This is a genomic window from Desulfofundulus thermocisternus DSM 10259 (assembly GCF_000686645.1).
Taxonomy (GTDB): Bacteria; Bacillota; Desulfotomaculia; order Desulfotomaculales; family Desulfovirgulaceae; genus Desulfofundulus; species Desulfofundulus australicus.
In genome coordinates, this window is the sequence record NZ_JMLG01000013.1 from 1 (window position 1) to 13,526 (window position 13,526).

At 55.3% G+C, this 13,526-nt stretch carries 14 protein-coding genes and 1 pseudogene; 6 read left to right on the forward strand and 9 right to left on the reverse strand.

The window, feature by feature from the left end:
- Both BR83_RS17405 and BR83_RS0109945 read left to right on the forward strand, forming a co-directional pair.
- A pseudogene (locus BR83_RS17405) lies at positions 1–262 on the forward strand (IS200/IS605 family accessory protein TnpB-related protein); the annotation flags it as partial.
- 237 nt (positions 263–499) lie between these two features.
- Entirely contained in the window at positions 500–1,717 is a 1,218-nt protein-coding gene (locus BR83_RS0109945) for an MFS transporter (RefSeq protein WP_027356955.1), read from the forward strand.
- Between the two features lie 2 nt (positions 1,718–1,719).
- On the opposite strand, the gene BR83_RS0109950 is transcribed toward BR83_RS0109945, so the two are convergent.
- Positions 1,720–3,261, reverse strand: coding sequence for a phosphoenolpyruvate carboxykinase (ATP) (locus BR83_RS0109950; protein ID WP_027356956.1), 1,542 nt, complete (start codon positions 3,259–3,261; stop codon positions 1,720–1,722).
- 210 nt (positions 3,262–3,471) lie between these two features.
- Here BR83_RS0109950 and BR83_RS0109955 point away from each other — a divergent pair, with 210 nt between their 5' ends.
- Both BR83_RS0109955 and BR83_RS0109960 read left to right on the forward strand, forming a co-directional pair.
- Positions 3,472–3,669: a ferredoxin gene (locus tag BR83_RS0109955; protein WP_027356957.1), complete on the forward strand. Its 198-nt coding sequence runs from the start codon at positions 3,472–3,474 to the stop codon at positions 3,667–3,669.
- Positions 3,670–3,722: 53 nt separating this feature from the next.
- A complete protein-coding gene (locus tag BR83_RS0109960; RefSeq protein WP_407637334.1) occupies positions 3,723–4,802 on the forward strand; it encodes a DUF763 domain-containing protein in 1,080 nt (359 codons plus the stop codon).
- Positions 4,803–4,849: 47 nt separating this feature from the next.
- Here the strand turns inward: BR83_RS0109960 and BR83_RS0109965 are convergent, their stop codons facing one another.
- Positions 4,850–5,221 carry a hypothetical protein gene (locus tag BR83_RS0109965; RefSeq protein WP_027356959.1) on the reverse strand — a complete coding sequence of 124 codons (372 nt, stop codon included), beginning with the start codon at positions 5,219–5,221 and terminating at the stop codon, positions 4,850–4,852.
- Between the two features lie 141 nt (positions 5,222–5,362).
- Here BR83_RS0109965 and BR83_RS0109970 point away from each other — a divergent pair, with 141 nt between their 5' ends.
- Both BR83_RS0109970 and BR83_RS0109975 read left to right on the forward strand, forming a co-directional pair.
- Positions 5,363–6,106 (forward strand): tRNA lysidine(34) synthetase, encoded by a 744-nt coding sequence (locus BR83_RS0109970; RefSeq protein ID WP_027356960.1) that lies wholly within the window; start codon positions 5,363–5,365, stop codon positions 6,104–6,106.
- 178 nt (positions 6,107–6,284) lie between these two features.
- The gene (locus BR83_RS0109975) at positions 6,285–6,563 is read left to right on the forward strand and encodes a TFIIB-type zinc ribbon-containing protein (protein WP_027356961.1); all 279 of its coding nucleotides are present in this window, start codon (positions 6,285–6,287) and stop codon (positions 6,561–6,563) included.
- Between the two features lie 18 nt (positions 6,564–6,581).
- Here the strand turns inward: BR83_RS0109975 and BR83_RS0109980 are convergent, their stop codons facing one another.
- From BR83_RS0109980 to BR83_RS0110015, 7 genes are all read right to left on the reverse strand, one after another.
- Entirely contained in the window at positions 6,582–7,973 is a 1,392-nt protein-coding gene (locus BR83_RS0109980; RefSeq protein WP_034635114.1) for an MFS transporter, read from the reverse strand.
- Positions 7,974–8,337: 364 nt separating this feature from the next.
- Positions 8,338–8,499 (reverse strand): rubredoxin, encoded by a 162-nt coding sequence (rd, locus tag BR83_RS16740; RefSeq protein ID WP_084327176.1) that lies wholly within the window; start codon positions 8,497–8,499, stop codon positions 8,338–8,340.
- A gap of 278 nt (positions 8,500–8,777) precedes the next feature.
- Positions 8,778–9,950, reverse strand: coding sequence for an FprA family A-type flavoprotein (locus BR83_RS0109995; RefSeq protein WP_027356963.1), 1,173 nt, complete (start codon positions 9,948–9,950; stop codon positions 8,778–8,780).
- 173 nt (positions 9,951–10,123) lie between these two features.
- On the reverse strand, positions 10,124–10,633 hold the full coding sequence (locus BR83_RS0110000) for a CGGC domain-containing protein (RefSeq protein ID WP_084327178.1): 510 nt from the start codon (positions 10,631–10,633) through the stop codon (positions 10,124–10,126).
- A 111-nt stretch (positions 10,634–10,744) separates the two neighbouring features.
- A complete protein-coding gene (locus BR83_RS16425; RefSeq protein WP_051618113.1) occupies positions 10,745–11,113 on the reverse strand; it encodes a LapA family protein in 369 nt (122 codons plus the stop codon).
- Positions 11,114–11,173: 60 nt separating this feature from the next.
- Positions 11,174–12,280 (reverse strand): tetraprenyl-beta-curcumene synthase family protein, encoded by a 1,107-nt coding sequence (locus BR83_RS15640; protein ID WP_242839662.1) that lies wholly within the window; start codon positions 12,278–12,280, stop codon positions 11,174–11,176.
- 79 nt (positions 12,281–12,359) lie between these two features.
- Positions 12,360–13,478: a D-alanine--D-alanine ligase gene (locus BR83_RS0110015; RefSeq protein ID WP_027356965.1), complete on the reverse strand. Its 1,119-nt coding sequence runs from the start codon at positions 13,476–13,478 to the stop codon at positions 12,360–12,362.
- Positions 13,479–13,526 lie beyond the last annotated feature (48 nt).

Sequence of the window (13,526 nt, forward strand, 5' to 3'; positions counted from 1 at the left end):
AGTGACCAGAGAACTAAAGCAGCTTTTCGAGCGAATCAAGCAGAACCTGGCTCAAAAGGCCACTCCCGATAAACCGAGGGAAGGAAGAGGGATGACCCGTTGGGTCCGGGCCTGCTTGAAGCGGCTGGAGAAGAAAATGCAGGTTCACAACGCACTCCCTTTATGGGAACAGATCAAGTTTTACTCTCTCTGGCACGACTTCAAGCTTCTTGCCCGTGTCCCTGCGGTGACCCCGTTTAGCCGGTGTCGGACAAACCGGTAGGCGTCCTAACAGGACGTGGGAGGCGGGGTTAACCCTCCGCCGGGGGGAAACCCTTCCGGCGCAGGATTTATGCCACTCCCATCCGGGTGGGACTCCCGGGCCGAGGTCCCCTGTCGCCCTGCTCCCCCGGGGGCAAATCAAATTTCTGGAAGGAGGCGAAATCCTGGTCGGGGGCCGGCTTGCAAAACTTATATTTTGTTAAGTATTGTAAGCTTTTTAAAACCAGGTATAAGCCCCTTGCCTGCCGGATACCTGTTCTCCCTGGTCAACCTGGCTGTTTTTCTGGACACAGTACTTTACGGCATTATTGTCCCCATTATGCCTTACTACGCCACCGGCGCGGGCGCATCCACCACCGAAGTGGGGTTAATCTTTGCTGCTTTATCCGCAGGACTGCTCCTGGCCAGCGTACCCGCAGGACTGGCCTGCGACCGGTACGGTTACAGGCCGGTCATGGTGCTGGGCATGGCCGGCCTCACCGCGACCACGCTTCTTTTCTTAATTTCTCACTCGGTATGGCTCATGATCATCAGCCGCCTGCTCCAGGGAGCAGCGGCGGCAGCCACCTGGTCTGCAGGCCTGGCCCTGGTGGCCGTCCTCTATCCCCCCCACTTACGGGGGCAAAAAATGGGCCTGGTCATGGCCACCACCGGTGCGGGTACAATTATCGGCCCGGTACTGGGCGGTACCCTTTACGAGTTTGCCGGCTATGCCTTCCCCTTCCTTTTAATGGCAGGGGCAGGAGCTTTATTGACCCTCCTGCTCTGGCTGAGTCCCCTGCCCGGGAATAATCCTTCCCCCGGACGGGAAAATCTGCCCTGGAAGCAGTTTTTACTTGACCGGAACATTTTCTGGGGAGTTCTTGTAACCGCCGCAGGTAGTTTTGGATTTGGAATTCTGGAACCCCTCCTGCCCATCGACCTTTACCATCGCTTCGGCCTGGGCAGTGCCGGCGTAGGAATGCTCTTTGGCGCTTTAAGCCTTTCCTATGCCCTGTTCCAACCCCTGTTTGGCTTTCTCTCCGATCGCCTGGGACGCAAGCCCATTATTATCGCCGGGCTTCTTACCACGGCAATCACCGTACCCTGGCTGGCCCTGGTACCTTCCGTGAAAATGGTGGCAGCAACCATGATCCTGCTGGGCCTCACCACCGGTGCCTGTTCCACCCCAACCCTGCCCCTGCTGGCGGAATCAATGGATAGAGCCTGCTCTACCCGGACTGCCGGTAAAAGGATTGCCCGGCCTCATCTTTACGGCACTACTTACGGTATAGCCAACACCGCTTATTCCGCGGGAATGTTACTCGGTCCCCTGGTGGGCTCTTTCCTGGTCCAGCACCGGGATTTATTTACAGCCCTTTTATCTTATTCCTTACTGCTGGTGGCCACCTCTACAGGGACGCTGCTCCAGCTCCAGGAAACGCTCAAAACCGGGAAAATCCCTTCCAGGTCGTAAGCTTATTTTCCCGGCGGCTCGACGGCGGCAACAATTTCCGGCTTTAAGCCCCGGTACTTGGCCAGCCACTGGCGGCGCTCCCGGCGCAGCTCCTCCACCAGCTGCCGGTAGACTTCGGGACTATAATAAGCTGCGGGGTTATAGCGCTTCAAATCCAGCCCGGGCACCTGCAGGGGAACCTGGTAGCCCCAATCGGGGTCGATCTGCCAGGTAATGCTATTGCGGGCGATTTCCCTCAGGATGTGTGTGGAAACGGCAATGGTAATCTTTTCACCCGGGATTCCCGGCCTGGCCCCGACACTGCCTGTATTCAGCAGGTAGCACTCCATATCCGGGTTGTCCCGCAGGATCTCCAGCAGGCGATTACCTTCCTCCTCTTCTGGACCAATAATAAAGGGATTGGTCCCCACTTCCCTTTTCGACTGGCCGGCACGGGTGGGGTCCCCGGCAGAAGTCTCAATGGATTCGCCCAGCATAAAATAAGCCGCCGCCTGCTCTGCCGTCAACCTGGCCACCGGAGGGATAATGGTATCCCGGCGGGTAATGAAGATGAGCCGGTGGGCCTTATCCAGGTCAATCCGGTCATCGGTGTTGAGCACGTCCCGGCGCAGGATTACCCCCCGGCCGTTGGAGGTAAGCTCCGTATCATCAAACAGAATCTGCCCGTTTTCCAGGACCTTCACGTTCTCAAAAACAGCCCCGGGTGCGGTGGCCGCCCGGTATAGAACCAGCTGGGACTCGTCCAGGCCTTCGGTTTTAATATAGAAGCCGTTTTCCGTACCGTAACAGAAGCCCCGGCCATTCATCATCACCACATCGTCCTGGCGGATGGCCACGCCTTCCTCCCCGCTCAAACCGTGATTATGCATGGTGAGGGTGGTTTTCCCTGTCCCCGACAGGCCAAAAAGAATAAAGCCAACTTCCTTCAAAAAGCCATCCTTATCCCGCACCCTTAAAACCTTGCTCCCCGCATGGAGGCCCAGCCAGCCCCGCTTTTTCACCAGATACATGGCCATGCGCAAAAAAGACTTCTTGCACTCGCCGAAATAATCCGTCCCCAGAATATAGGTTACGCCGGCTTCGGGGTGGCAGAAAATAATCCGCTCGGGCCACTCCGGAACATAAATGCTCACCAGGTCGGGTTCCCCGTCCCTGTTTTCCGGTTCAAAAAGCATCAGGTGCCACTGCAGCGGAATACGGGCATATTCAGCAGTAATATAAAGGCGGCAGTGCAGGCGAAAATCGGGGTGGTTGCCCATCTGCCTGTCCAGCCGGATGACCGTTTTTTTGCTCAGATAGGCCTGGACCTGTTCTGCCAGCTCCAGTGCCCGCTGCCGGGAAATGCCCTGCTGGTCAACCCCCAGCTGCACCCCATCTTCCACAATATAGGTAAATTTTGCACTGCGGTTGCGGACACGGGTAATGAAATTGACACTGCCGTAAACAGTGGCCTGAGCCTCATGGGAGGCCAGTTCCTTGAGGGTTTCCAGCGAAGGGTTGTTTATCTCTTCCCCCGGAATAACCCTGCGCAAGACTTCTTTCATGCTCCTTCACCTTCCGGTTTTAAAAATGTTAAACAAATAAATTTTTAATTAATTTATTTCAAGTTAAATTTTTAATTTCCTGCATTATGCATACAAAATACATAAAGAGCTTTATTCATACCCTGCCGGTAATAGTGGTTTTAAATCACCGGCTAAAGTGTTATAATAACTCAGTATACAAAAAGTAGGGAAATTCAGGGGGGAATTACCATGGCTAAAATCCCGTACATTGAATCGGAAGAATGTCTGGCCTGTGGCTCCTGTGTGGATGTTTGCCCCGATGTCTTCCAGATGAATAAAACCCTGGGCTTCGCCGAGGTGGTTAATCCCCAGGGGGCCGGTGAAGACGAAATTCAGGAAGCCATTGACATGTGCCCTGCCCAGTGCATTCACTGGAAAGAAGAATAGGGGGGCGCCTTGCGGCGCCCCCGTTTGCTGGAGGAGTAAACATGCGAACCGGCATGGCCAACCTGCCCCTCCATGGGGGAAAATGCCCGCCCTGGCTCTTTGAGCGTATGGTAAAAATGAGCCGTGCTCTAATTGAAGTAATGGTAATGGAAAACGGTCCGGAAGCTGTCCTGGCCAGGCTGGCCGATCCCTTCTGGTTTCAAGCTCTCGGCTGCGTGCTGGGATTTGACTGGCATTCTTCGGGCCTTACCACCACCGTCTGCGGGGCTTTAAAGGAAGCACTGAGGGACCGGGCCGGCCACCTGGGACTTTTCGTGGCGGGCGGTAAGGGAAAAACATCCCGCCAGACCCCCGCTGAAATCCTGTCCATAGGGGAAAGGTTCCCCCTGGCCCGGGATCCCCGGGAGCTGGTATTTGCCAGTAAAATGGCGGCCAAGGTGGACAACGCTGCCGTTCAGGACGGGTACCAGCTCTACCACCACACCTTCTTTTTTACCGCATCCGGCAGCTGGGCCGTTATCCAGCAGGGTATGAACGAATCCACCCGCTGGGCCCGCCGCTACCACTGGCTGAGCACCGCGGTCAGGGATTTTGTTTGCGAACCGCATACAGCAGTTTGCTGCGATTACAGGGGTCAGGCCCTTAACCTGGTGGCCCGGGAAAGTGACCCGGCGCGGAAGGTCATTGCCGAACTGGCCCGGGAGAAACCGGAAAACCTGCTCCGGGACCTGACCCGGCTGCAGGAAAAGGCCCTGAACCTCCCGGCCCGGCACCGGGTGGAACTGGCCGATTTAAACCCGGCCAGGCTGCAGCGGGTGTTCTTGAAAAGCTACGAGCGGCAGCCGGAAAATTTTGCTGCCCTGGTGGCCACCGAGGGAGTGGGACCAAAGGCCCTGCGTGCCCTCTCCCTGCTCTCTGAACTGGCCTACGGGACGCCACCCAGCTTCCGGGACCCTGCCAGGTTCAGCTTCGCCCACGGGGGCAAGGACGGCCACCCTTATCCCGTAGACCGGACCACCTACGACCATTCCATATCCTTCCTGGAAAAAGCCCTGGCCGAAAGCCGCCTGGGCCGCCAGGAAAAAATAGAGGCCTTCCGCCGCTTGAGGCGGTGGCCATACCACAGTTCATAGATTACCGGCATCCATAACACGGCAAAAGCTTTCACCGCGCCTTTACTTTACAATACCGGCCGGTTTATTTCACCGGGTTCCTTCAGGCAGGGCAGGTTAACATCAATGGAAACCTCCACGTTTACGGCCGGCGATGGATTGGCCAGGCGCAGGCGGAAACACGGCCGTTTCAAGATGTAATGCCATACCATTTCTCCTTCTTCAACTTCCTGCCTGCCGGTGGTCTCCCATCCCCGATCGTTTTCCTCCTCCACAAAAAGGTCGACGGTCCCGGTAGTACGGATACGAAAGGCAATATTCATCAGGGTTGCCCGCGGGCAATCCAGCTCCACCACCTGGCCGGGAACGAGCTTCAAATTTCGAGCCAGGTGAACAATGTTGGGTACCACAATTTTTCGCGCATCATGACTGAAGAACATGTCCTCACCCTCTATAAAGAATTACTGTTACCTGCTGGCGTACCAGCACCTGTATTTCCCATTGTCTTTAATATTACACGATTTTAGTTCCCAATGGCAAGAATCCAGAACATACAGGGGCAAGCAAATGAGGGTTAGAGCATGGAAGACTACCAGTTCAAGCGTACTTACGGAAAGTGGTTCCTGAGCAGGGTGAAACGGGCTATATACCGGTACTCCATGATCAAGGCCGGAGATAAGATTGCCGTGGGCGTTTCAGGAGGCAAGGATAGTACCGCCCTGCTTTACATCATGTGGCTGCTCAAGCACTACTCCCCCCTGTCCTTTGACTATCACGCCATCTTTTTAGATCTGGGCTGGCCGGTTGATCCCGCACCCCTGGCTTCTTTCTGCCGGAAACTGAACATACCATTCCACCTGGAAAAAACGGACATCGGTGCCATTGTATTTGAGCACCGCCGGGAGGATAATCCCTGCGCCCTGTGCGCCCACCTGCGCCGGGGCGCCCTGAACAATGCAGCCCTGCGCCTGGGCTGCAACAAGGTGGCCCTGGGGCACCACCTGGACGACCTCCTGGAAACCTTTCTTTTAAACTGGATTTTCAACGGCCGGCTGGCCACCTTTACACCGGTAACCCACCTGGCCAGAAGCGGCCTGGTGCTCATCCGCCCCCTTATTTACCTGCCGGAAGCCACCCTGGCCGGTATCACGCGGGCTGAAAATCTTCCCGTGATAGATAACCCCTGTCCTGCCAGCGGTAAAACGAAGCGGGAAGAAATACGCTCCCTGGTCGGCTTGATGGCGAAAGCCTACCCCGATATCCGCGAAAAATTTCTCACCGCCATCGAAAAGGCCGGGTGGCTGGAACCAGGTCCTGACAAATAAAACCACCTCCGGAGCAATTCGTAGGACTACACGGAAGTGGTTTACGTTTCGATAGGGCTTGCCTGCTGCGCCTTTCCGGTACTACCACTGGCAGCAGGGCAACAAACCTGCTTGCAGGATAACATTTTTTGTTATAATGAAAGCAGCATATGATTTTAAAGTAAGGAGGCGTTTCTTGATGAAGGACTGCCCGGTATGCCATGTACCCCTTAGGGAAGTGCCCCGCTTCGGGGTTTTGCTGGATGTCTGCTCCCGCTGCCACGGGGTGTGGCTCGACGGCGGAGAACTGGAAAAGGTGATTGCTCTGGCCCGGGAGTTCCACGGCGAATTTCAGCACTACAAAGATTACGACGAGCACCACAGCTATCACCATCACGACCACTACGGCCATCACGGCTACCACAAGCACAAAAAGAAACGCAGCATCTTCGAGTTATTTGAAGATCTGTTTGATTAAAAAATCCGGGTGGCACCTTTACGGCCGCCCTTCTTTTTCCCGGACCTCCCCCCGGGCCAGGGAGAAATATACGCCGCCGGCGCAGAGCACGGCAAAGAGCAAAAAGGATATATGCATGCTTTTCAGCAAAAGCGGACTCGCAGCCGGAATGATGGCCCTGCCCTTCAAATAAAAGCCAAAGAATAAGGTAACCAGGGCCATGCTCAAAGCCTGGCCGACCAGGCGCATGGTACCCAGGGTGGCCGAAGCCACTCCGTAATAGCGTTTCTCCACTGCACTCATTACCGCATTGGTATTGGGCGAAGAAAACAGGGCAAAACCAATGCCAAGCAACACCAGATTTCCCATTATCACCCATAGGGGAGTGGTTTTGTTTATAAGGGAAAAAAGAAAAAGTCCCGCAAAGCTCAAGGCCATTCCCAGGGAAGCAAGCAACCGCGGCTCAACACGGTCGGAAAGCCTGCCGGCCAGCGGGGAAAGAAGGGCCATCAGAACGGGCTGCGCCAGGAGGATAAAGCCGGCAGTCTGGGCATCCAGCCCCCTGACCACCTGCAGGTACAGGGAAAGCAAAAACCCCACCGCAAAGGTGGCGCTGTAGTGAATGAGCGCCGCCAGGTTGGAAAAGGCAAAAACCAGGTTGCGGAAAAGGTTCAGGTTGATCAACGGATAGGGGTAGCGCAGTTCCTGCCGGATAAACAGGGCCAGCAAAACCAGACCCAGTGCCAGGACCCAGCGGGCATAGGTGCTGGCGTTGGCCGACGCAATGCCGTACATGAACGCCGCCATGCCCAGGGTGTAAAGGAACGCCCCCGCCGGGTCATATTTTTCACCCCGCACATCCCGCCATTCTCCCTTGAGTTTAAACACGGTGACCAGGACCACAATTAAGCCAAGCAAAAAGTTCAGGTAGAAAATATACCGCCAGCCAAACTGGTGGGTTAAAAACCCGCCCACCACCGGCCCCAGGGACAACCCCGTATAAACAGCCGCCACGTTGATACCCAGCACTTTCCCCCGTTCCCGGGGAGGAAATACGCCGGTCAGGATGGCCACGCCGGTACCGAAGATCATGGCCCCGCCAATGCCGTGCAGGATGCGGAAAAGGATCAGCATTTCCCCTGAAGTGGCCAGACCGCTTAAAAGGGACAGCAAGGTATAAGTAATGATCCCGGCCAGAAAGACCTTTTTCCTGCCGTACAGGTCCGCCGCCCGGCCAAAGGGAAGCAAGAAAACAGAGGAGGCCAGGAGATAGGAAGTAACAATCCAGTTGAGCATCAAAGCGTCCAGGTGAAATTCCCGGCCAATGGCCGGAATGGCCAGGTTGACGGCACTGCCCATAAAGGGAGTTAAAAAGGAAGCCAGGGTGGCTGCCAGCAAAACGTATTTTTTCAAGTCCCGCGTGTCATCCATGTCATTTGCAGTCGCAGGGACTGCCCACCCCCCCGGGAGTTTATTATTTGGAATTCATTATTATCTTGACATTTCAACGGGTAAAATAAAAATCCTCCCGGGCATAACCAAAAAAATACCTGCCCCATATAATGCGGCAACACAGCTTGGCTAGCAGCTGTATGCCCCCAAGGCCTGTTGCGGTCACCTCGCTGCCCCCATGAGCACGCCCAGCACGGTTGAAGCGCATTTTCGAAACCGGGGTTAACCCGCGCAAGTGTTCTCCCCATCCCTGCCGGAGGCATATTTAGAAAATCGCCCTGACAAAGGCAAGGCGACTTCTGGAACGTGCATGGTGCGATCCCGGCTAAAAAGTGAAAGTGATTCAACTCTCCTTCTCAAACTCCCCTTTGCCCACTCCGCAAACAGGACATGTCCAGTCGCCGGGAAGTTTTTCAAAGGGCGTTCCCGGAGGTACACCGTTTTCCGGATCACCTACTTCCGGATCGTAAACGTAGCCGCAGACAGAACATACGTATTTATCCATTTTTACAGTCACCTCTGCTTGTTTTTGAATAAAGGTGGGAGCGGTTTTAGGAATACTCCCTCTTTTTACCTATTGCCGTCTCTTCCAGGACGTTCCATAACATAACGACCGCCCGCACCCGTTGCTGGTTAAAATAGCTTTCCCCCGGGCACTCACTCTTCAAACGCAGGCCCTTTGTGGCGGGTGCCCTTTACCGGGGGTTTACACTCCAGCTACAGCATCCCCCCACATCAACTAACTTTTCCCGGTCCTGCGGCATGTTCAAGTTTGCACTCCAGCTACAACACCTCCCCCAGCTTACGTCCCATTTCCCGCACCGCTTCCAGTTCGTCCTCACCGGGGATATACTGAAGGTTGACGACATCCAGCGGCACTTCCCAGCCCATCGATTGCATAAACGCCTTTACTTCTTTTGCACCCTGACCACCCCAGCCGTAAGAACCAAAGGCAAACCCGATCCGGTTTTTCGGCCTCAGTCCTTTCAGGTAGGTGAGAAAAGCACTCACGCTGGGCAGCATGCCGTTGTTCAAGGTGGGCGTGCCAATTAAAATGGCTTTTGATACAAGCACGTCGGGCATAATCTCCGAGATGTGGCTGGTCTGCAGGAACCTGACCGTAACGGGAATACCGGCATCCTCCAGGCCGTCCTGCAGGGCCAGAGCAATTTTCTTCGTAGAACCCCACATGGTATCGTATACTATAAGCGCTTTTTTCCCGGTTTCGTGATTGGCCCACCGGCGGTAAACCTGCAAAATCCGGGGCAGGAAGGAGCGCCAGATCACCCCGTGGCTGGGGGCAATCACCTCAATGGGCAACTGGGAAACAACATCCAGGGCCTTGTTTACCTGGTCGCCGTAGGGCAAAACGATATTGGCGTAGTACTTTGCCGCTTCCTCGTGAACCACATCCCATCCCAGCTCATCATCAAAACGTTCAATGCTGGCAATGTGCTGTCCAAAGGCATCGTTGGGCAAAAGCAGTTTCTCTTCAGGAATATAGGTGACCATTGAGTCGGGCCAGTGCACCATGGGAGTGTGCACAAACTTTAAAGTGCGGGAGCCGATGTTAAGTTCGTCACCGGAATTAACAACCATAAAGTCCCAATTCCTTTTGTAATGCCGCTCCAAACCCTTTTTCCCCTGGGGCGAAGTTACGATTTTGGCACCCGGGGCGAGATCCATTATTTTGGGGACGCTGCCGGAATGATCCATTTCCACATGATTGACCACCAGGTAGTCGATTTTGGTCGGATCCACAACTTTTTTGATCCTGCTCAACATTTCATCAAACAGGTAGTGTTTGACCGTATCCACCAGCACAATTTTTTCATCCACAATCAGGTAAGCATTGTAGGTGGTTCCCCGCGGAGTGAGATAGCCATGAAAGTAACGCAAGTCCCAATCGATGCCGCCCACCCAGTATATTTTCGTTTTGATTTCCACCGGTTGCATGATTATTGTATTCCCCCTTTGTTGCATAGATGAGCCAGTTAGTTATATCCCACCGCTAAACCGTACAAAGCTACAGCAAAAACGTTTTTGCTTTCTTAATATAGAATTCAAGATTGATAACTGTTTTCCTGTATACCTGCAAAAATTTTTTGGAAGAACTGGCACGCGGTGAATCAGTGGTGCGTCCCCTCGATGACCTCCACACCTTTGGCCTGGATGGTCTTCTTGATCTGCTCCTTGAAAGGACACCTGGGATAGTCCCCTTCCAGAAGCATACAGGAACTCAAGTGAACATGGGTGAGATCGTAGGGCAGCAATTTTTCCACCAGCCGGGAAACACGGCGCCCGCTGCATCCCCCGCAGGTGAAAAAACCGATCAGTTCGGCATCGGGACCATAACGGGCAAAATGCCGGGTTCTCCTGTTAAAACTGTTCAGGCAGCCCACGCCCGGGCAGACTTCGGATACAATGTCGCAGCGTACCACAGCAATCCGGGGTCTGGACGGCGGGGGAGCATCGGGGTCCCGGGCGGTCATCTTCCCCCGGGCTTCCATCACTTCGTTCATGGTGATTTCCTCGACCCCTTTTTGCCTGGCCCACTCCTCCACCTTTCCTTTTGCCTTTTCCCGCACGAAAAAGGGAACGTTATTCATATACTCCAGGGCCTCTTTCGTCCATTTCATCTGCCTCATCCTCTTTTCTGACTGGTTTGGGATCTATCGGGCCCATTATAGATTCTTAAATTAAGACGGACAATGAAATAGATCACAAAAAGGGTGGCGACAAGTTTCACCTCAAGCATAGGTGCCGTTTTGCTTTTCAGTACCCGCCTCACCTGGGCTGGAACCAACATCCGATGACTCCCCGGCCGGAGGAAGCCCGGCCGCCTTTTTACAACTGTTGAGCTCGCCCCTCAGCTTCTGGACTTCCCCTTCCAGGCGGCGGATATAAAGGTATCTCCTGAAATGCCACCATACACCCAGGAATAGCACTGCCAGGGCCCCCGCCATGGTAGAAAACAGGATCACCAGCACCTTGGAGATGCCGTCCAGGTGCCAGAACAGAAAGTTGATGCTAACCGGTTCGAGATTCTGTACGGCAAATACTGCCACCAGCACGGCCAAAACCAGGGCCAGGACAAAGTAGATCTGCGCCTTACTCATTCCTCTTACACCCCTCCTTGCTGATTAATCATAAATCTGAAACTTTTACGCAGGCCGTGTTCAAACAATCCCCACTTTCCGTAAAAAAGCGCACAGGCGGTACAGCCGGCGGGCAGCCGGTCCGCCGCTGTCCAAAAGCAGGCAGCGGGTGGCCTGCAGGCCCTGCCTGTCCACCTTTTCATCGGACAGGTACATGGCCAGCAGCCCCTGCACAACAGTAATATGGAAATGGGGATCGGGCAATTCCGCAGCCAGGGCCAGGGACCGGTCCACAAAATACTTCAGGCGGCCGGCAACCTGCCGGTCGTCCCGGTAATAAGCAACAAAGTTCAGGTCGCCGCCTTCCACATCTTCCTGCTGGTCGATAAAGTAATCCAGCAAAATATGCAGGCCGCAGATCCAGGGAAAGTAGGCGGCGATAACCCTTTCCACTTCCTCACCGGTATAATCCCCCCGGGCTGCCAGGGCGAACAGGGCAAAGATACCAAGGGTCGAACCGGTGGCTGCAGCCAGTTCCCACCAGTAGAGCCTTTCCGGAAGGTTTTTCAAAAGGGGCTCCAGCCAGGCGGTGAGGGCCTTCACCCGCAGGGAGCGCTGGATATGCTTGTATACCTGGAGCTGGCAGTAGAGTTCGGCCAGCCGGCATGCACTTTCCCGCAGCGGCCCGTAGGCGGGCAACCGGGCCAGGGCCTGCTGGCAGGAGCGTACCAGCTCCTGCAGGTAACCGCCATCTTCCCGGTAGGGATAAAGGGCATAGTAATCGCAGCCGGGCGCACCGGGGCACAGGGCGTCTATAAAAGCCCGGTGAAGCCTGTAAAAGGCCTCCCCGTCCTCTACCCCCGCCCGGTCGCACAAATTATCCAGGTAGTCGCTGATGGTCTGCAGAGCCACAATGGCCCGGATCAATTCCCGGCGGTAGCTGCCGGTCCAGGCGCTGAAGACGCTGCCCCCCTGGCAGTGAAAAGCCTTTTTCTCAATGCTGGCCAGGGCCATCCGGCGCAGGTGCGGATCGGAACAATGCCCGGCCATCAGCCGCCAGCTTTTCAGTTCCCGGGCTACCGCCGGAAAGGAAAGAAAAAGAAAACGTCCCATCAACCCCAGCCGGGCCGCCGTCCAGTTAGCGCTGAACGAACGGAACCCCGGCTTCTGGCGAAAAAACATGGCCATGCTCCTCTCGAGCCTTCTGTTATGTCCACTATTATTTTACTGCATTTACTGTCAGGGAATTCGGTAACCAGCCAGCAATTCAGCCGGCAGTTTCCTGCGGATCGTAGGTGGTCCGGGACCGGTTCTTATCCCGGTGCCTTTCCAGGGCCAGCTCAATAAGCCGGTCCAGCAGATCCTGATAAGGAATGCCGGTGGCTTCCCACAACTTGGGATACATGCTGGTGCGGGTGAAGCCGGGAATGGTGTTGATTTCGTTAACCAGCACGGCACCGTTATCCCGGCGCAGGAAAAAGTCTACCCGGGCCAGACCGGCGCAGTCCAGGGCTTTGAAGGCACGGATGGCCAGCCTTTGCAGCTCCAGCATGGTTTCCGCGGGAAGCCTGGCTGGAATAACCAGCCTGGATTTCCCTTCCACATACTTGGCTTCGTAATCATAAAACTCGTTTAAGGGAACGATTTCACCCGGCAGGGAGGCCATGGGATCATCATTGCCCAGGACGCTTACCTCCACTTCCCGGACATCCAGGGCCTCTTCCGCGATAATCTTGCGGTCGTAGCTGGCCGCCAGTTCCACGGCCCGCCGCAATTCATCCCGGTTTTTCGCCCTGGATATACCAACGCTGGACCCCAGGTTGGCCGGCTTGACAAAAACGGGATAACCCAGCTGTTCCACCCGGTCCAGAACCGCTTCCGGCTCCCGCTCCCAATCACGGCGCAGGAAATGACAGTAACGCACCTGGGGCAGGCCGTGCCGGGCAAAGACAGTCTTCATCATTATTTTATCCATACCCGCTGCGGAAGCCATTACGCCCGCTCCAACATAGGGAATGTTGGCCAGCTCCAGGAGCCCCTGTACGGTACCATCTTCGCCAAAGGTACCGTGCAGAACCGGTATCACCACGTCCACAGGACGCAGCTGCTCCACTTTTAAGCAACCCTCTTCCACGGGGGCCAGACCCCCATAAGTGGGATCAGCCGGAAGAGCAACCCTTTGCCCCAGTTGCTCCGGGTCCTCCCCGGCCAGCAAATGCGCCGGTTCAACACCCGCGAACCACTTTCCTTCCGGTGTGATAACCACGGGAATAACTTCGTACCTTTCCTTATCCAGGGCACCAATCACCGAAGCCGCCGAGTTCAATGAAACCCGGTGCTCCCCCGAACGCCCGCCAAAAATAACCGCCACCCGTTTTTTTGCCATCGGCCGTCCTCCCCACCACAGTTTTGTTATAATCTATTCGAACCCGCC